Source organism: Thalassolituus sp. ST750PaO-4 (genome assembly GCF_020320405.1).
In the GTDB taxonomy this organism is placed as follows: Bacteria; Pseudomonadota; Gammaproteobacteria; order Pseudomonadales; family Oceanobacteraceae; genus Venatoribacter; species Venatoribacter alkanivorans.
On record NZ_JABVCB010000013.1, the window covers coordinates 26,677 to 45,169 of the forward strand.

Genomic DNA, 18,493 nt, shown 5'->3' on the forward strand with positions numbered 1-18,493 from the left:
ATAGTCCGTCGCTCCATCCCTTCCTGTTCTGTGCAGTAATGCTGTTATATCCCGGCATTACCTGCGTTCGGGCGCACGAATACCAGCCAGTGCAGTGGCAGTATAGGGGGCCGGCAGGAATATATCTGTAAACGCATATTTTATCTGAATCCATGGCCGCGCCTACTGTTATTACGGCCAAAGTATCAGAAGGTTACGGCGTACAGACACCCGTTTAATCGCTGTCAACAGATCCCGTATTGCGGTGATTATCTGCCCGCGCCTGCTTCAGTTTGCGGTACAGCGTGCGTTCACTGATGCCCAGTTTGTGAGCCAGTCTGGCATTGTCTCCCGGGTGACGGGCGGCCAGCTGGGTAAGATAAGCGCTCTCGAGCTGATCCAGTGGCATGATATCCGGCAGGCCATTGTGGGCAATCAGGGCTGCAGGATTGTTATCTGCAGCATGCTGATGCTGGCTGAACTGGTGCAGATTCAGGCGCAGGTGTTCGGGTTCAATCTGTGAGCCGTCACACAGCAGGATGGCGCGCTCAATGCGGTTGCGCAGCTCGCGGATATTGCCGGGAAAATCCTGCTGTATCAGCCAGTCGCAGGCTTCTTCTGAAAGCTGCAGGACACGGTGCTGGCTGAGTTGCTGCAACAGGTGAGTCGCCAGTGGAATGATGTCTTCCGGCCGCTCGCGCAGGGAGGGCAAAACCACCGGGAAAGGGCTGATGCGGTAATACAGATCCTGGCGGAAGGTGCCGGCGGCAACCATATCACCCAGTTGGCGGTGAGTAGCGCAAATCAGACGGAAATCGGCATGGCGCGGCGTAATACTGCCCACCGGACGGTAACTGCCGGATTCGATCAGACGCAATAACTTAACCTGCATTGGCAGCGGAATATCGCCGATTTCATCCAGAAATAACGTGCCACCACGGGCTGCTTCTACCAGTCCGGGTTTGCGGTGAGTGGCGCCGGTAAAAGCGCCTTTCTCGTGCCCGAATAATTCACTTTCAAACAGGCTTTCAGTCAGTCCTGAGCATTCTACGGTAACAAAGGGGCTGTTACGCCGCGGACTGTGGCCGTGCAGATACTGTGCGGCCAGTTCTTTACCGGTGCCGGATTCGCCCAGCAGCAGGACGCTGATATCGCTGGCGGATGCACGACTGAGCAGTTCCAGCATCTGGGTATAAGCTGGGCTGTAACCAACCATCTGTTGTTCAAACGGGCAGTCGCCATGCTGCACCGGATTCATAATTTCTACGAAGAAGCGGATTTCGCCCTGCTCATCACGGATCGGGCTGATTTCAACATCCACATGCTCACGTCCGCGGGCCGTGTTGTGAATATGCAGAATGCGCTGACGCTGGCCACTTTCGAAGCACTGACGCAGCGGGCAGGTTTCACCAGCCTGATCGCAGGGCACCTTGTAGCCATGGGATACGTCATAGCAGTGTCGGCCGACCACATCATCATTACCGGCGAATGTGTGACGATAGGCTTCGTTGGCAGCACAGATTTCATAATCCGGACTGAGCAGTACGGCAGGTGCGGCAATGGCATCCAGCAAAGAAGAGATGGCAGGCAGAGAGCGGTAATGTGGATTGCTGAACATAACATGACGCCTGTGGCAGGTGGTGTGTCAAATCTGGCAGTCCGTCAGTAGTTTGTAAAGCATTGCCTGGGATTTATCCTGCTGTACGGGCCTTTCAGTACGTTTATCCGGATTGGCCTGCTCCTTGCTCTGCTCTGTGCCGCCCGGCGCGGCATATGGAGAGTCAGCATCCCTGCGACAAAGCATCGCAGTGCTGTTACTGATATATTGCTTTATGCTGATGAAGTTATTTTGGCGTTTTATGTTTCTGTCGCGCTGCAGAGGGTCTGCCGGCCATTGCCGGCCTACGGTGTGCAACTTTTGCAAGAGAACGTTTATGGCAAAAAAATCCCTGTTTTCTGTACCTCTGGTGCGCGAGCTGATGGTCGTTCTGCTGATCAAGCTGGTGTTGATTTTTGCCATCCGCATTTTCTGGTTTTCTGACCCTGTGGACATGACCAATCCGCAGGATGCTGTTTCGCAACAATTCGGTCTTTCAACTATTACCCCCTCGCAATCGGAGGATCAGCAATGATCAGTGAGAGTCTCGTCGATTTATCGCGGCTGCAGTTTGCTATCACCGCGCTTTATCACTTTTTGTTTGTGCCATTAACGCTGGGTCTGTCATTTATTCTGGCGATTATGGAATCTGCTTTCGTGATGACCGGTAAACAGGTCTATCAGGATATGGTGAAATTCTGGGGCAAGTTATTTGGTATTAACTTTGCCCTTGGTGTAACCACGGGCCTGACCATGGAATTCCAGTTCGGTACGAACTGGGCGTATTACTCACATTATGTGGGTGACATCTTCGGTGCACCGCTGGCGATTGAAGGACTGATGGCGTTTTTCCTCGAATCGACCTTTATTGGTTTATTCTTTTTTGGCTGGGATCGCCTGACCCGCGTACAACATTTAATGGTGACCTGGCTGGTGGCGATTGGCTCCAATATGTCGGCACTGTGGATTCTGATTGCCAATGGCTGGATGCAGAATCCGGTGGGTGCAGAATTTAATTACGAAACCATGCGCATGGAAATGACTGACTTTGCTGAGGTGATTTTTAACCCGGTAGCGCAGGTTAAATTTGTACATACCGTATCTGCCGGTTATGTCACCGGGGCGATGTTTGTGCTGGCAATTTCAGCGTATTACATGCTGAAAAAACGCGACCTTCCTTTTGCCCGCCGCTCTTTTGCCATTGCCGCAAGCTTCGGTTTTGCCTCTATTATCAGTGTTATTATTCTCGGCGATGAATCCGGTTACGAAATTGGTGATGTGCAGAAAACCAAACTGGCGGCGATTGAAGCCGAATGGCATACCCAGGAACCACCAGCAGATTTCACCCTGATTGGCTTCCCGAATCAGGAAACCATGGAAACCGATTACGCCGTTAAAATTCCGGGCGCACTGGGGTTAATTGCTACGCGTTCGGTGGATGAAGAAATTGTCGGTATTAAAGATTTGCTGAAGGAACACGAGCTGCGCATTCGTCGTGGTATCGAAGCTTATGCTCTGCTTGAAAAAATGCGTCATGGCGATAAGTCCGATCCGACGGTTGCAGCCTTTGATGCACTGAAAGACGATCTTGGTTATGGCCTGTTGCTGAAGAAATACACCAACAATGTGGTCGATGCCACCGAAGAACAAATCAAGCAGGCGGCACAGGATACCATTCCGAAAGTAGCGCCTATGTTCTGGGCATTCCGTCTTATGGTTGGCCTTGGCTTCCTGATGCTGATTCTGATTTCACTATCGTTCTACTACAGCACACAGCACAACGTGGAAACCAAAACCTGGTTGTTAAAAGCCCTGATTATTTCGTTGCCGGCGCCGTGGATTGCCTGTGAAGTCGGCTGGTTTGTCGCTGAATTCGGTCGCCAGCCATGGTCGATTGCCGAAGTGTTACCAACGCATTTATCGGTATCAACCCGTTCGGTGGAAGATCTGTATATGAGTCTGGCAGGGTTTATCGGTTTTTATACGCTGCTGTTAATTGTCGAAATGTACCTGATGATCCGCTTTGCCCGACTGGGGCCATCCAGTCTGCATACCGGCCGTTATCATTTTGAACAGAATCACGGTGCCGGTGCGGCTATCGCCCAGCCTCAGCAAGCTGTCGCCGATCAGGCATAAGGAGCAGAACATGGATTACGAGAGCCTTAAATTAATCTGGTGGGTATTAATTGGTGTGCTGCTGATTGGTTTTGCAGTGACCGACGGTTTTGATATGGGCGTAGGTGCCTTGTTACGTGTGCTCGGTAAAACTGACAGCGAGCGCCGCGTGATGCTGAATACCATTGGCCCGCACTGGGATGGTAATCAGGTGTGGTTTATTACCGCCGGTGGTGCCATTTTTGCGGCCTGGCCGGTGGTGTATGCCGTCGCATTTTCCGGTTTTTACTGGGCGCTGTTGCTGGTGTTATTTGCGCTGTTTTTCCGTCCGGTGGGTTTTGAGTACCGCTCGAAAATGGAAGATCCGCGCTGGCGCAGTGCCTGGGACTGGGGTCTGACCATTGGCGGCGCGGTTCCGGCACTGGTGTTTGGTGTGGCCTTCGGCAATTTATTCCTTGGCGTGCCCTTTACGCTGGATGAATTTATGCGCTCCACCTATACCGGTTCATTCTGGGCGCTGCTGAATCCGTTTGCGCTGGTGGCCGGTCTGGTCAGTCTTGGTATGCTGGCCATGCACGGTGCAACCTATCTGCAGATGCGTACCGATGGTGACCTGCACGAGCGCGCGCGGAAAATCTCCATGCTGCTGGCGATTATCGTTGCCGTACTTTTTGCCACGGCTGGCATCTGGATTTATGCGGGAATCGACGGGCTGGTGATTACCAGTACGATTAATACTGCCGCGGCCATGACGCCACTGGATAAAACCGTGGACGTCGCAGCGGGCGGCTGGCTGGAAAATTATTCCCGTTATCCGCTCATGATCAGCGCACCGGTAATCGCTTTTACCGGCCTGTTAATTACCGTGCTGATGTCTGCTGCTAACCGTGGTGTTCTGGCTTTTATCGGCAGCTCGCTGGCGGTAACCGGTATTATCTGTACCGCCGGGTTCAGTCTGTTCCCGTTCATTATGCCCTCGAGTCTGGACCCTTCGTTCAGTCTGACGGTATGGGATGTGGTTTCCAGTCAGAAAACGCTGGGCATTATGTTCTGGGTGGCGATGTTCTTTGTACCGATTATTCTGCTCTATACCACCTGGGGCTATTACAAAATGCGCGGTCGTTTGACCACGGCTTTTATTGAAGACAATAAATACAGCACTTACTGAGAAAGGAGACGATTTATGTGGTATTTCGCCTGGATTTTAGGGGTGTTGCTGGCCTGTTCTTTTGGTCTGATTAACGCCATGTGGCTGGAAATGAACGAAAACTTTGACCGCGATGCGGATCTGAAAGAGTAAGCCATGAACGCACCGGTGGATTACAAAGCTTACGGCCCGCTGTATGCGGGCTGGGCCCGGGCATTGTCATTACTGGCCGCGCTCGGTTTATCGGGATTATTGCTGGCGGTGCCGCATGTGGTTGCCAGCGAAACCATGAATATTGACCACGGCCTGCTGTCGCTGTGCCTGTGGGGCATCAGCGCCGGTTTTGTGCATGGTGTTGGCTATGTACCGGAAATGAAAATCTGGCGTCTGGTGTTCAGCCCTTATATCGGCTGGCCACTGATGCTGGTTTGTGGCTGGTGGTGGATCGTCTGACAGCTGTTGTCTCAGTGTCGGGGCTGCCATACCGGCTGTATTTCTGTATGCTTATTCGGAAATGTAAAAGGAGAACTGACATGGCATTAAGCAAAGACGATTTATTGGCCGAAGCCCGCTCTGCGGTGAATCCTGTTGATGCCGCCGCCGCTGAGGCGTTGCTGGCGAACGGCGCTGTGGTACTTGATGTACGTGAGCCGGCGGAGTTCGATATGGGCCACCTGCCGGGTGCGGTTAACGTCCCGCGCGGTGTGCTGGAATTCCGTGTGGGTGATCACCCGGCGCTGACCAATCCCCAGGCCGAGATTCTGCTGTATTGTAAAAATGGCGGCCGCAGCACACTGGCAGCCTACACCCTGAAACGCATGGGGTTTGAGCAGGTGAAAATGCTGGTGGGTGGCTTCGATGGCTGGAGCGGCACCGTGCATAAAGTGGAAGTTGACCCAAGCGTGTATCGCTGAGGAGTTGCAGGCCATGGGAATGTTAAAACGCAGTGTGTTGCTGACGGCAATGCTTGGTCTGGCGCCGGTGTGGGTGGTGGCTGCCGATAATGTTCAGCTGACTCAGGAAGCCCGGCAACAGACCAAAGCCTTTGCTCAGGCATTGCAGAAAACCCTGAAGCAGGGGATTCAGGCGAGCGGCCCTGAAGCGGCGATTCAGCTGTGCAATACCGAAGCCCCGGCCATTGCCGCCGGGCTGAGCCAGAATGGCTGGCAGGTGGCGCGCACCTCAACAAAAATCCGCAACCCGGATAATGTTGCCGATGATTGGGAACTGCAGACGCTGGAAGATTTTTCCCGCCGGCTGCAGGCCGGTGAAGACCCGGCGGGCATTGAAGCGACGACCGTTGCCGATGGCGAATTCCGTTATATGAAAGCCATTCCAACGGCGCCGCTGTGTCTGACCTGTCATGGCTCACAACTGGCACCGGCGGTAACCGCCAGGCTGGACGAGTTGTATCCTGCCGATCAGGCACGCGGCTTTAATGCCGGCGATCTGCGTGGTGCTTTCACTTTGCGTAAAACACTGGAGGAATAACGTGTCGGAACACCGTATTGATATTCGCTGGGAAAAACAGGGTGAGTTTTCCCATGAGGGATTTGAGCGCCGCCATAATATTCAGTTTTTACCTCAAGTCAGTCTGACCGCAGGCGGGGCCGGTAACGATTTCGGTGCCGACCCTGAACAGATGCTGGCGGCGGCAATGGCCAGCTGCCATATGCAGACCTTTCTGGCACTGGCGGCGAAAAAGCGCCTGCAGGTGTTGTCGTATGAAGATTCGGCGGTGGCGGAAATGGAGCAGCGCGACGATGGAAAATTCTGGGTTGCCCGTATCCGTCTGAATCCGAAGGTGGTTTTCAGCGGCGATAAACAACCGGATGAAGCGGCGGTGATCGCCATGCACGATAAAGCACACCAGCATTGTTTTATTGCTAACTCCACTACCAGCGACGTTCAGGTTAACCCGCTGTTCTGAGTGCTGTAAGCGGCGCCGATTGCCTTTATGGGTGATCTGCGTCGCCTTTTACCGTTAAGATTCAGCTACTCTTTTACGTAACCAATGTTTATCAAGTGGTTTACCTGACGGTGCTGAACTGAGCTTTGATGATTCTCTCCTTTTCTAAAATGGTCGGTCTCTCCGGCGTTGATAACAACGAAAATGCCCGCGCCCGGCGCATTGGCCGTATGTTTGAATGGCCGATGATTCTGATCGCCTTCTGGATTGTATTCGAGTGGTATCTCGAAGCCCGCGCCGATGGCCCACTGCCGTACACCTACATTACCGACTGGTTTTTGTGGACTTTCTTTTTGCTGGAAACCCTGGTGCTGACCGCAGTGGTTGATGATAAGGCGCGCTATTTACGTAATAACTGGAGCAATCTGGTGATTGTGATTGCCGGTATGCCGTTGCTCTGGCAGGCCTTTCCCCACGCTGGTGGCTTACGTGCACTGCGATTGCTGGCAATGTTCACCATGCTGATGAATATGTCCGGCTCGTTCCAGAAAATTATGGGAAGAAATCACCTCGGGCCGACCCTGATGGTGAGTTTTATCATCATCATTATGGCCGGCACCTTAATGGCGGTGATTGATCCTAATGTTCAGACACCGATGGATGGCATCTGGTGGGCCTGGGTGACGGTGACTACCGTGGGCTATGGTGATATTGTGCCGGGCAGTACCGCCGGGCGTTTATTCGGGTCGGTACTGATTCTGATGGGAATCGGTTTATTTTCGATGATGACCGCCAGCTTTTCTGCGTTTTTTATGCAGCAGGAAGAAGAAGACCTGATTGCCAAAGAAACGGCGAATGCTGACCGGCTGGCTAAAATGGAAAGCCGTATGGAGCAGCTGGAAACCAAACTGGATCAGCTGCTGACCATAGCCCTGGAAGCTGAGCAGCAGCGCCGTGAACAGGGACGCGACCTGGATGGTGGCGAGCGTTAATCAGCCTGTTCTGCGCACTGGATACATTGGGTTGTGTAAGGAACGGCCTGCAGGCGCTTTTCGTCAATCGTATTTCCACATTCGCTGCATTCGCCATAAATTCCTGCATCCAGACGCGCCAGTGCCTGATTGATCATCGTGATCTCGTGTAAAGATTCACCGGCAATGGCATGCAGTACATCGTCATTTTCCCGCTCTACCGCTTGTTCGGCAAAATCTGCGGACAAAGGCTCATCGCGGTGACTGGCATCACGCTCAACCTTACTGGCGCGGTTTTCCAGCATGGCTTTACGCTGTGTTAACACTTGTCTGATGGCGCTGGTATCCATATCACTTTCCTTTGTTAGCTTTACTTCAGGCTAGGCCAGAGGAGGGTTTTTCTCCTTGATGTGCATCAGGAAGCTGGCAACTTCCTGCGCTGAGGGCGGATGGCTTAGCCTACACTGTGCCAAACGGCGGAGAGGCACGTTATGGAAGATCCACTCTATCTGAATGATCCCTATCAGGTTCTGGGACAGAAAATGCATTTTATGCAGCGACTGGAGCGTCTTTACCGGGTATTGCGCGAGCAGTATGAAGGCGTGCAGCGTTTTGCGCTGGTGCTGTACAACCCTGAAGATGGGCTGTTGTCGACTTTTGTTTATGAAAGCGATGACACCTCGCCGCTGTTAGGTTACAGCGTGCGGCTGGATGACGTGCCGTCACTGCAGGCTCTGGCCGATAAACCGGCTTTGCGGGTGGTTAATGACATGCGCTGTTTCCGTCATAAGAGTTTATCTGTTCATACCGCAGCGTTGTTGTCGCAGGGCTACCGGGCGAGCCTCACCATGCCGGTATTCCATGATGGTGCTTTGCTGGGATTTCTTTTCCTGAACTCACTGCAGCGGCATTATTTTTCTGAGCAGAAAATTGCCTACTGCAACCTGTGGGCGCATCTGGTTGGCCAGTTGCTGGTGCGCGAACATGATGCGGTTGCCCGTATGCAGGCGCTGGTAAAATTTGCCACCGACGTCAGCGGTCGCCGTTCGGTAGAAACCGATGCCCATGTGCGGCGCATGGCTGCCTATGCGCGCATGATTGCCCGCGCACTGCAGAAAAAACTGCAGTTAAGCGATGCCTTTATCGAATATCTGGCGCTGTTCGCTCCTCTGCATGACATCGGTAAAATTGCCATCCCCGACAGTATTCTGCACAAAGCCGGCCCGCTGACGGCGGACGAATTCGAGCGAATGAAATCCCATGTGAAAGTCGGGCGCGATATTGTCGATCAGGCTCTGGAGCATTTTGCGCTCGGTGACATGGAGCACACCGAAATGCTGCGCAACATTGTTCAGTATCACCATGAAAAACTGAATGGCAGTGGTTATCTCGGGGCCGAAGGCGATGACGTACCGCTGGAGGCGCGGATTATTGCGGTGGCCGATATTCTTGATGCCTTGTTAAACCGGCGCAGCTACAAGGAAGCCTGGCCACAGGACAAAGTCTTCGCTGAATTACAGCAAATGGCGGCGCACAACGAGCTCGATCAGGCTTGTGTGGATGCCGTGTTAAAGCATCCACAACAGGTTGATGATATTCAGCGACGCTATCCGTCCTGAGTCTGCTCAGGACTGTTCCAGCAATTCAATCGCCAGACGGACAAAGTCTTTGGAGCTGAGCAGACCGATCAGATGATTTTCACTATCGGTAACCAGTAAGCAACCCTGACGGCTGTTGCGTAATTGCTGACCGGCGACGGTCAGTGGCATATCGGCCGGAATGGTTTGTACATCGGTATTAATGCAGGAGCTCAGTTTGGTTTGTGCCAGATACGTCTGCAGATTATGCGCGCCAAATTTATCGGTAATACGGAATGCTTCAGTTAAAAATTCTTTCTGACTGAGCAGGCCGAATATTTTCCCTTCTGCATCAACTACCGGAATGTGGCGAACCTGATGGCGCCCCATCGTTTGTTCAGCATCCTGCAGGGTATCGTCGGGCAGGTGAGTAAGCAGTTCGCGGGTCATCAGGTCGCTGACCAGTTTCATAGCATGTTCCTGTAAAAGTACGCCGGACGGAGCAGCCGCTACGGCGGTGTGGTTGTGTATTGTTTATCAGTAAAGCAGGAAATAGCCGGAGTGCTATGCTGAAACTATTCAAAGGAGGGTGGTATGAGCATCAATAATCACATTCGTAATTACTATGAACAGCTGGTTGCCGAAGAGATCCTGCGTCGTTTACATGGCCAGTCGCCAGCGGTCAGCATCGAACATATGGCTGATATCGCCTGTGTTGCTCTTAACCGACTTCCTCCCCGCTATATCCGCTTTGAGGTGGATATGGCGTTTTTTATGACTCCGGATGAACTGGTGAAAACCAATAACAGTGTGACCGAGGCCGTCACGGAGGCTATCGCTTTCGTCGAAAAACACCGGCGTGAAGAAGACGAGTAGTGACCTTTTCTTTACATAATGTAAAGAAACACTCCAGCTGCTTGAAACTACAGCACTTTTTCTCCGACACTGGACCCCGGACCCGGGGGGACGTATGAATCTGTTATTAGTTGATGACGATCAGGAGCTGTGCGCATTACTGCGCCGCTACCTTGAGCGTGAATTATTTAAAGTGACAACGGTACACACCGCAGACGAAGGATTGAGCGAAGCACTGACCGGTAAATACCAGGCGGTGATTCTGGATATTATGCTGCCGGGTGGTAACGGCCTGGAGATTCTGCGCAGTATCCGTCAGCGCAGTGACCTGCCGGTTATTATGCTGACGGCCAAAGGGGACGAACTGGACCGTATCGAGGGGCTGGAAATCGGCGCCGATGATTATCTGCCCAAGCCCTGTAACCCGCGTGAGTTATCCGCCCGCCTGCGTTCAGTATTACGCCGTAATCGCTCCGCAGAAGTGGTATCTGCCAACATTGAGCTGGATGAGCTGGTGATTGATCTCGACCAGCATCAGGTCTTGCGCAACAACGAAGCGGTCGAATTAACGGTGACGGAATTTAATATCCTCAGTGTGCTGGCCCGTGATGCCGGCAAAGTGGTGGAAAAGAACCGTCTGGCAGAGCAGTCCATGCAACGCTCTCTGACGCTGTTTGACCGCAGTCTGGATATGCATCTGAGCAATTTGCGTAAAAAACTCGGACCCAACCGTAACGGCGATGCCCGTATCCGTACCATTCGTGGCGTTGGCTACATGTACGCTCCGGAACAGGAGATGGCTCAGGCCTGATTCGTGCGCGGCATTTTTATCCGGATCTATCTCGCCTTCATGGTCACCAGTCTGGTGGCCACGCTGGTGACCCTGTTACTGGCAATGTATTACCGCCAGTGGTCGAACGACTCCGTTAACCTGATTGCGCCAACCGGCGGGTATATCTCCGCAGCTGAACTGATTCTGCAGCGTGGCGGTGAGCCTCTGCTGCTCGAATGGCTGTTAACCTTCGAGCGTCATCCCAGTGTGAACGCTTATGTGTTTGATGATCAGGGCATCAGCCTGCTGCCCAATGTGCCGGCTGACGTGCTGGAATATGCCTTTGCCTCTGACTCTTATCAGGCGCGGGTTAACCCCCTTGGGCAAACTGAAATCCTGGTGAAAGCACCACTGCAGAGTCATGACGGCCGGGTTTATCTGCTGGTGGTGGAATTCCTCCATCCGCTCGCGGTGTTTAACCTGCCGGCCTATCTCGGCTGGGGTTTTCTGGCATCGCTGCTGTTATTTGCCATTTGGGGTTTTGTACTGTCGCGCTATATGGCGCGGCCATTACTGTCTTTACAGCGCAGTGTGCGCGCCTTTGCCGATGGCCAGTGGCCGGTGCGGATTGCGCCGAAGTTATTACTGCGGCGTGATGAAATCGGCGAGCTGGGGCGTGAATTCGGGCAGATGGCCGAGCGTCTGCAGCGCCTGATTTCCGATCAGCGCCAGCTGTTGCGCGATGTTTCCCATGAGCTGCGCTCGCCGCTTGCCCGCACTGCCGTGGCGCTGGAACTGGCGCGGCTGGATGCGCTACCAGAGCAGGTGGAATATCTGGACCGTATTGAGCTGGAAACTCAGCGCCTGAATGAACTGATTGAAGATCTGCTGAGTATGGCCCGGCTTGAAACTGTGCAGGATTACAGCCACTGGCAAACGGTCGATTGTAGTGCGTTGCTGCAGCAGGTCGCCGCCGATGCACGCTTTGAACGACCACAGAATGTCTTGCAACTGAATGTGCCGGCAGATGCCGTCAGGGTGCAGGGTGATCCCCGCCTGCTGACATCGGCGGTTGAAAATATTGTCCGTAATGCATTGCTGCATACCGCAGCCGGCACATCGGTCGATATTGATCTGAGCAGCAGGGATGGCCAGATACAGATTGCGGTGCGAGATCATGGACCCGGCGTGCCGGAGCATCTGCTGGCCGATTTATTAAGACCCTTTGTTCGCAGTGAGCAGGCCCGCGAACGCAGCCCCGACAGCCTGAACAGTGGGCACCGCGGTTTTGGCCTGGGCCTGGCAATCGCTGATCGTGTTATCCGTCACCACGGTGGTGACCTGCGCCTGAGTAATCATGAGCAGGGTGGGTTGGTGGTTACTATCAGGCTCCGGCAGAGGTCAGCGGCAGATGGCTGAAATGGCACTTTACGTCCCTTTTACGCCTGCAGGGCTGGGTATTTGCGGCAGGCTGCCGTTAAAATCCATGAATTCTTGTTACGGGGTTTGTCTGTGAGGTTATCGGGCTTATTGTTATGTTGTTGCGTCTGGACGGCTCATGCCGCGCCTGATGTACACATATTGCCAGCAGAACCCGCCTCTGTTCAGCCTTCTGTGCAACATCCCGGACTGCAGCTGGAATGGAACAACAGCCGCCCGGAACAGCGTCAGGCCCTCGATAATTTCTATCGCTCAATACAGAACATGCAGGTGCAGGAGCAGGCCATACAGCGTATGGAACGCCAGCAACGCATCGAACAGCTACGCGGCATGTCGCCTGAGCAGCGTCAGCAACAATTCCTCAACTTCGTTCAGCAACAGCAGCTTGCCCCCGGGCGCTGATCCTCTTCTTTTCCCAATCTCTTTCCGGATTATCTGCGCAGGTCGCCAGTTGGCGGGTCAGGCATTAGAATGCGTGTTTTTATTTTTCCGGATCTGGTTATGAAAACGCGTATTACTGAACTGCTGGGCATTGAGCATCCATTGCTGCTGCCTGGTATGAGCTGGATTTCTACCCCTGAGCTGGTGGCCGCTGTCTCCAATGCCGGTGGCCTGGGAATTCTTGCCAGTGGTCCGCTGACGGTCGGTGAAACCCGTGCGGCTATTCAGCGTATCCGCGAACTGACAGATAAGCCTTTTGGTATCGGCGTTACCCTGCTGATGCCGGGCGCGAAAGAAAACGCCGAAGTCGCGCTGGAAGAAAAAGTACCGGTCATCAACTTCTCTCTGGGCAAAGGCGACTGGCTGGTTAAGCGCGCCCATGAATATGGCGGCAAGGTGATTGCTACCGTCGTCAGTGAAAAACATGCGCTGTCGGCTCAGTCGATTGGCGCCGATGCTTTGCTGGTTACCGGCCATGAAGCAGCGGCCCATGGTGGTGACGTTACCTCGCTGGTGCTGGTGCCTGCCATCGCGGCCAAAGTCAGTATTCCGGTAATTGCTACCGGTGGTTTTGCCGATGGTCGCGGCCTGCTGGCGGCGCTGGCGCTGGGTGCCGAGGCAGTAGCCATGGGCTCACGTTTTGCCACCAGTGCAGAAAGCCCGCTGCATCAGAAGACCAAAGAAGCCGTGGTTGCACGCAGCGAGCAGGACACTATCTATTCGAAAAACTTTGATGGTATTCCGGCGCGTGTAATGCGCACACCACGCTCGATCAAAGCGACCCGTAAACCGATGAATTTCCTGCTGGCCTGTTGGGAAGCGACGCGCGCTGCACGTATGGTCAAGCAGCCGGTATGGAAAGTGATGATTGGTATGCTGGCGATGATGGATAAGGTCAAGCTGCTGGCCTATTTCGGCGCCAGCGTGCCGCGTCTGAAAGCAGCAACCATTGACGGTGACCTGCAGCAGGGCGTGCAGTTTATCGGCCAGACTCAGGGCCTGATTCATGATATGCCGGGTGTTGAAGAGATTGTGCAGCGTGTGCTGCGTGAAGCTGAAGAAATCCATCAGCAGCAACAACGCTTCTGGCAGTGAGGATTTGTGCCGTTTCGTAACGAAGCTTCTACACTGAAGTCATTTCGTTACGTTACGGCATTTATGGTTAACTCCTTCTCCCGGGAACACAAGCGCCTGAAATACAGCTATGTGCTGTTTGCGGTACTCACCTCTCTGGCTTTACTGCTGTTGCTGCTGGCAGCCGGGCAGAGTGAGTGGCGCAGGCTGCAGCAGAAGTTCAGTGCTGACACTTCGGTGGTCAGTCAGTTTGTGCGTGAGAAAATGCTGCAGAATGAGACGCTGTTGCTGGCGTTATCGACCTACTTCTCCGGCACACAATCGCCCGATATAAATGCAGTGCAGCGCTATGCCGCGACCATGCAGCGGCGCTTTCCCCATGTCAGTATGTTTCAGTCAGCGCTGTATCTGCAGAACGGATCATCATTGCAGGTCTTCCGCCAGATAATGCAGGAACAACAATTACCGGATAACGTTAAAAGCCTGCGCCGCGGACGGTATCTGGAAAGTATCAGCCCGTCGGAACATAAGGCTTTGCCGGTGATTATGGTTTTCCCGGATAACGCCGAAAGTCTGGTGGTGGGGCTGGATCTGTTTACGGTGGACTTTATTGCACGTCGTCTTCCTGCGCAGCAGCAAAGCAGGATCACACTGTCTGAGCCGTTTACCCTGCTTGATGAGAACCCGGTCGTGGTAATGATGCTGCCGGTCAGCAATGCACAGGGCATTACTTATCTGAGCCTGCTGGTGGTTGAAGTTTCCAACCTGCTGCCGCCGGAGCAATCGTATTACAGCCGGATGTCGTTCCGCCTGCAGGTCGCGCAGGATCAGGGAGATGCATTTCCGCTGTTGAGCCATGCGCTGCCATCTGCCGGCCTTGCGCTGGCACAATTACGCCAGCAGCAGACGCTGCCGTTTACCGGCTTTCAGTTGCTGGCGGAGTATGAGCGTCCGCTTGGCATAACCGATATTAATTGGGGCTGGCTGGTTTTGCTGGCGCTGGCTTTGCCGTTGTCATTACTGCTGTGCTGGCGGCTGTACCGGGTGCATCGTCGCCAGGCTGAAGGGCTGGAGTATCAGCATCAGCTGCTGTACCGCAAAGCCAATTACGATGAACTTACTGGTCTGCCCAATCGTTATCATTTTGAGGATTATGCCAGCCGGCTGCTCTCCAGTGCCGAGCGCAGCGGTACGCATCTGGCTATTCTGTTTATCGACCTTAACGGCTTTAAACGCATCAATGATGAGATGGGGCATGCCGCCGGAGATAGCGTGCTGGCTGCCGTAGGCACGGCGCTGAACAAGCTGATACGCCGTGGTGATATGGCTGCCCGCCTTGGGGGAGATGAGTTTGTCGTACTCGTCGACCCGATTTCTGACAATGATCAGCTGAACAGCGTGATCGATAAGCTGCACAGGCTGATAGCCAATACCCACTACGAGCACAGCAAACGTTACCCTCTGTCAGCCAGCCTGGGCTGCGCCTTTACCGAGATTCATGGCTATGATCTGCGCAACCTGTTGCGGGTGGCGGATATGGCGATGTATCACGACAAACAGCATCCGCGGACAGTCTGACACTTTTCCCTCAACCTGACTTTCCTGCCTGCTTTTGAGGGTGTCTGGAACGATAGAACAATTTTCTGGGCGCGATTTGTCTATGCTGGCCTTCTCCGTCTTCGACCATAGCCTCAGGTGTTGTGGCTGACCCGTCTTGCCCTACCGCTCTTGTGGTGCTGACCTACACTGAGTTCGCTTTTGCAGTATCAGGGAACCTTCCCGTTCAGCGCAGTACGGGCAGAAGTGCGGTTTCCAACAAAAATAACAAATTCAAGGAACGCTCATGCTAAGCAAAATACTCTCTGTGGCAGCACTGTCTGCCGTGCTGTTTTCGGCCCAGGTGTCGGCAATGTCGGCAACCCCGGAAAGTGGTTACACCGCCACCAAATACCCCATCGTTCTGACTCATGGCCTGTATGGCTTCGACAGTCTGCTGGGCGTTGATTACTGGTATAAAGTCCCGGAAACCCTGCAAAAGGATGGCGCGCGGGTGTTTGTCACCACCGTGTCTAACTCCAACTCACCGGAAATCCGCGGTGAACAGCTGATTCCGCAGATTGAGCAGATTCTGGCCATTACCGGTGCTGAAAAAGTTAACCTGATCGGTCACAGTCATGGTGGCCCGACCACCCGTTATGTGGCTTCTGTGCGCCCGGATCTGATTGCTTCGGTAACCACCATTGCGGGGGTTAACCGCGGTACTCCAGTGGCTGAAACCCTGAATGACTGGGCCAATGGTTCGACAGCGTTCGAAGGTTTGATCTCGGCACTGGGTAACGCTCTGGCGGAAACCATTAACTTCCTGTCCGGCGGTGATTACGATCAGGATATCCTGATGTCTATGCGTTCCATGACCTTTGCGGAAACCGCAGCCTTTAACCAGCAGCATCCGGGTGGCATTCCGACCACGGCCTGCGGTGAAGGGGACTATCAGTACAATGGAGTGCGCTACTACTCCTGGAGTGGTGCCAAGCCGCTGACCAACGTACTCGATCCGCTTGATCTGCTGACCGGTACGACCAGCCTGTTCTTCCCGGCGGGAGAGAAAAACGATGGTCTGGTGGGTTCCTGTTCCAGTCGTCTGGGGATGGTGATCCGTGATGATTTCCGCATGAACCATCTGGATGAAGTAAACCAGACTCTGGGTCTGCATGATCTGACCGAAACAGATCCGCTGACCGTTTTCCGTACTCACGCCAACCGTCTGAAAAACATCGGGCTGTAAATCATGAAGCCACTTCACGGTGCATTGGGTATCACACTGTCGGCAGTGGCGGTCGTCCTGCTGGTTTATGCCGTGCAGGACGACAATCTGGTGCAGCGGGCTGAATTTCAGCCCGCTGCAGCGGAAAACGATCAGGCTATTGCTACCCCTCTGGTTTTACCGCAGGCAGGTACTGTCGATACCAAAAATGTAATGACCTTCCGCGGTGCCAGTGTGGATGGTTATCTGCGTACCGACCATCGTGGGCAGTTGGTTGTTGATATACAGCTGCGTCACTGGATGGATTTTTATCTGTCGGCTCAGGGTGAAGTGCCGCTGGATGATCTGCTGCAGACCATGCGCAGTCAGATTGCAGGTCTGCCTGAGCCCGGGCAGTCGCAGGCATTAAAAATCATGGACGAATATCTTGGATATCTGGCGGCTCTGGGTGATTACGACCGGGATGCGGAAAAGCGTGTCAGCCAGTCGGGTATGGATGAGCTGGCCGCGCGGGTTGCCTGGCAACAGCGTCTGCGCCGGGAATGGCTGGAACCCAACGTCGTGGAAGCATTCTTTCACGCCGACGAAATTATGGACAACTACACTCTGGCGCGTCAGCAGCTGCGCGCACAGGGTGCCGATGAAGCACAGCTGGCTGCACTCGACAGCAGCCTGCCGCCAGAGTTGCAGCACATGCGTGAGCAGTCACAACAGGTGCTGAGCTTACAACAGCAGGAGCAACAGCTGCGTCAGCAGGGAGCTTCGGCTGCCGTCGTTCAGCAATGGCGCGAACAACAATACGGCAAAGAAGCCGCCGAGCGACTGGCCGGTGTTGATCAGCAACAGCAGCAGTGGCAGCAGCGGTTAAAAGATTACCAGCAATACCGTGATTCACTGGCTTTGCAGGGACTGGATAATCAGGACCGTGAGATGTTGCTCAGAACCTATCGCAGTCGTCACTTTTCGGATACTGAGCAAAAACGCCTGAACGCGGCCCTAACGCTTCTCGCTGGCGAATAACATATCGGCCTGTTGCAGCAGTTGCTGCAGTGGGCTGAATAACGCCGGCACTGCCAATATAATATTCTCTCCGCACAGTTGCGGATTTACTCCTTCAGGTAAGACATGAATATGGCCGAACTGTACGCCGGCTTCGCGTGCAATTAATTGTGCGGCGGCAAAATCCCAGGGCTTAACCGTTTCGTAATAAGCGTCCAGCCGGCCGCAGGCCACCCAGCAGATATCCAGTGCGGCTGAGCCCAGACGGCGAATATCCGCACACTGCGTCAGAACCGCCTGCAGGCGCTGAATCAGCTGGGGAATATCGTGTTTATCATAAGGAAAGCCGGTCGCAATGAGTGCCCGGCGCATATCCTGTGTTGTTGCACACTGAATCGGGAGTTGATTCAGCCATGCCCCCCGACCGTTAACGGCACTGAATGTCTCGTTCAGAAAGGGGTTATGCACAACAGCGACCTGAGCTTTGCCCTGATGATAATAGGCAATGGAAATAGCCACCTGTGGATGCAGGTGGGCGTAATTCACCGTGCCGTCGATAGGGTCGATTACCCACAGATGCTCACAGTCGGTCGGATTATCCGGCGCGAGTTCTTCGGACAGAATCTGGTGGTCCGGAAAGTGAGCAAGAATGCCATCACGGATAATCTGATCCGCGGCAACGTCGGCCTGAGTTACCAGCTCTGTTCCCTGTTTAAACTGAATATCCAGCTGGTGGCGTTGCTGGGCGATTGCGTTGCCGGCCTTTTGCGCAAGCCGCAGGGCCGTATCGTACAGTGTCTGACTGTCGATCTGGGACTGATCCATTCAGGAATTCTCATATTGATAATTAAAA

Annotated in this window: 22 protein-coding genes; 18 read left to right on the top strand and 4 right to left on the bottom strand. The window is 53.8% G+C overall.

Going from position 1 to position 18,493, the window contains the following annotated elements:
* Positions 1 to 214 precede the first annotated feature (214 nt).
* A complete protein-coding gene (locus HUF18_RS15590) occupies positions 215 to 1,597 on the bottom strand; it encodes a sigma-54 interaction domain-containing protein (RefSeq protein ID WP_225692823.1) in 1,383 nt (460 codons plus the stop codon).
* Positions 1,598 to 1,913: 316 nt separating this feature from the next.
* Here HUF18_RS15590 and cydP point away from each other — a divergent pair, with 316 nt between their 5' ends.
* The 9 genes from cydP to HUF18_RS15635 all read left to right on the top strand — a co-directional run bounded on the left by cydP (position 1,914) and on the right by HUF18_RS15635 (position 7,739).
* On the top strand, positions 1,914 to 2,111 hold the full coding sequence (gene cydP / locus HUF18_RS15595) for a cytochrome oxidase putative small subunit CydP (RefSeq protein WP_145466692.1): 198 nt from the start codon (positions 1,914 to 1,916) through the stop codon (positions 2,109 to 2,111).
* A complete protein-coding gene (locus HUF18_RS15600; protein WP_145466691.1) occupies positions 2,108 to 3,712 on the top strand; it encodes a cytochrome ubiquinol oxidase subunit I in 1,605 nt (534 codons plus the stop codon). Before cydP ends, HUF18_RS15600 begins: the two co-directional genes overlap by 4 nt.
* A 10-nt stretch (positions 3,713 to 3,722) precedes the next feature.
* Positions 3,723 to 4,859 carry a cytochrome d ubiquinol oxidase subunit II gene (gene cydB, locus HUF18_RS15605; RefSeq protein ID WP_225692824.1) on the top strand — a complete coding sequence of 379 codons (1,137 nt, stop codon included), beginning with the start codon at positions 3,723 to 3,725 and terminating at the stop codon, positions 4,857 to 4,859.
* A 15-nt stretch (positions 4,860 to 4,874) separates the two neighbouring features.
* Entirely contained in the window at positions 4,875 to 4,991 is a 117-nt protein-coding gene (gene cydX / locus HUF18_RS15610; RefSeq protein WP_145466689.1) for a cytochrome bd-I oxidase subunit CydX, read from the top strand.
* Positions 4,992 to 4,994: 3 nt separating this feature from the next.
* Entirely contained in the window at positions 4,995 to 5,291 is a 297-nt protein-coding gene (locus tag HUF18_RS15615) for a cyd operon YbgE family protein (RefSeq protein ID WP_145466688.1), read from the top strand.
* Positions 5,292 to 5,371: 80 nt separating this feature from the next.
* On the top strand, positions 5,372 to 5,752 hold the full coding sequence (locus tag HUF18_RS15620; protein ID WP_145466687.1) for a rhodanese-like domain-containing protein: 381 nt from the start codon (positions 5,372 to 5,374) through the stop codon (positions 5,750 to 5,752).
* A 13-nt stretch (positions 5,753 to 5,765) separates the two neighbouring features.
* Positions 5,766 to 6,329, top strand: coding sequence for a Tll0287-like domain-containing protein (locus tag HUF18_RS15625; RefSeq protein WP_225692825.1), 564 nt, complete (start codon positions 5,766 to 5,768; stop codon positions 6,327 to 6,329).
* A 1-nt stretch (position 6,330) separates the two neighbouring features.
* Complete coding sequence (locus HUF18_RS15630) at positions 6,331 to 6,768, top strand: OsmC family protein (protein ID WP_225692826.1); 438 nt, start codon at positions 6,331 to 6,333, stop codon at positions 6,766 to 6,768.
* A gap of 128 nt (positions 6,769 to 6,896) precedes the next feature.
* The gene (locus HUF18_RS15635; protein WP_225693558.1) at positions 6,897 to 7,739 is read left to right on the top strand and encodes a potassium channel family protein; all 843 of its coding nucleotides are present in this window, start codon (positions 6,897 to 6,899) and stop codon (positions 7,737 to 7,739) included.
* Here HUF18_RS15635 and HUF18_RS15640 read toward each other — a convergent pair.
* Positions 7,736 to 8,068 (bottom strand): TraR/DksA family transcriptional regulator, encoded by a 333-nt coding sequence (locus HUF18_RS15640; RefSeq protein WP_225692827.1) that lies wholly within the window; start codon positions 8,066 to 8,068, stop codon positions 7,736 to 7,738. The two genes, HUF18_RS15635 and HUF18_RS15640, sit on opposite strands and share 4 nt — an antisense overlap.
* A 141-nt stretch (positions 8,069 to 8,209) precedes the next feature.
* Here HUF18_RS15640 and HUF18_RS15645 point away from each other — a divergent pair, with 141 nt between their 5' ends.
* Positions 8,210 to 9,337 (top strand): HD domain-containing phosphohydrolase, encoded by a 1,128-nt coding sequence (locus HUF18_RS15645; protein ID WP_225692828.1) that lies wholly within the window; start codon positions 8,210 to 8,212, stop codon positions 9,335 to 9,337.
* Between the two features lie 6 nt (positions 9,338 to 9,343).
* Here the strand turns inward: HUF18_RS15645 and HUF18_RS15650 are convergent, their stop codons facing one another.
* Positions 9,344 to 9,766 (bottom strand): CBS domain-containing protein, encoded by a 423-nt coding sequence (locus HUF18_RS15650; RefSeq protein WP_145466682.1) that lies wholly within the window; start codon positions 9,764 to 9,766, stop codon positions 9,344 to 9,346.
* Positions 9,767 to 9,889: 123 nt separating this feature from the next.
* On the opposite strand from HUF18_RS15650, the gene HUF18_RS15655 reads away from it, so the two are divergent.
* The 8 genes from HUF18_RS15655 to HUF18_RS15690 all read left to right on the top strand — a co-directional run bounded on the left by HUF18_RS15655 (position 9,890) and on the right by HUF18_RS15690 (position 17,661).
* Positions 9,890 to 10,171 carry a late competence development ComFB family protein gene (locus HUF18_RS15655; protein ID WP_145466681.1) on the top strand — a complete coding sequence of 94 codons (282 nt, stop codon included), beginning with the start codon at positions 9,890 to 9,892 and terminating at the stop codon, positions 10,169 to 10,171.
* 94 nt (positions 10,172 to 10,265) lie between these two features.
* The gene (locus HUF18_RS15660; RefSeq protein ID WP_145466680.1) at positions 10,266 to 10,961 is read left to right on the top strand and encodes a response regulator transcription factor; all 696 of its coding nucleotides are present in this window, start codon (positions 10,266 to 10,268) and stop codon (positions 10,959 to 10,961) included.
* 3 nt (positions 10,962 to 10,964) lie between these two features.
* Entirely contained in the window at positions 10,965 to 12,341 is a 1,377-nt protein-coding gene (locus HUF18_RS15665; protein WP_225692829.1) for a sensor histidine kinase, read from the top strand.
* A gap of 162 nt (positions 12,342 to 12,503) precedes the next feature.
* Complete coding sequence (locus HUF18_RS15670) at positions 12,504 to 12,764, top strand: DUF3106 domain-containing protein (protein WP_225692830.1); 261 nt, start codon at positions 12,504 to 12,506, stop codon at positions 12,762 to 12,764.
* Between the two features lie 99 nt (positions 12,765 to 12,863).
* Positions 12,864 to 13,898: an NAD(P)H-dependent flavin oxidoreductase gene (locus tag HUF18_RS15675; protein WP_225692831.1), complete on the top strand. Its 1,035-nt coding sequence runs from the start codon at positions 12,864 to 12,866 to the stop codon at positions 13,896 to 13,898.
* Positions 13,899 to 13,904: 6 nt separating this feature from the next.
* Positions 13,905 to 15,455, top strand: coding sequence for a diguanylate cyclase domain-containing protein (locus tag HUF18_RS15680; RefSeq protein WP_225692832.1), 1,551 nt, complete (start codon positions 13,905 to 13,907; stop codon positions 15,453 to 15,455).
* Between the two features lie 265 nt (positions 15,456 to 15,720).
* A complete protein-coding gene (locus HUF18_RS15685) occupies positions 15,721 to 16,662 on the top strand; it encodes a lipase family alpha/beta hydrolase (RefSeq protein WP_225692833.1) in 942 nt (313 codons plus the stop codon).
* A gap of 3 nt (positions 16,663 to 16,665) precedes the next feature.
* Entirely contained in the window at positions 16,666 to 17,661 is a 996-nt protein-coding gene (locus tag HUF18_RS15690) for a lipase secretion chaperone (protein WP_225692834.1), read from the top strand.
* On the opposite strand, the gene HUF18_RS15695 is transcribed toward HUF18_RS15690, so the two are convergent.
* Positions 17,638 to 18,465, bottom strand: coding sequence for an inositol monophosphatase family protein (locus HUF18_RS15695; protein WP_225692835.1), 828 nt, complete (start codon positions 18,463 to 18,465; stop codon positions 17,638 to 17,640). The genes HUF18_RS15690 and HUF18_RS15695 overlap by 24 nt on opposite strands.
* Positions 18,466 to 18,493 lie beyond the last annotated feature (28 nt).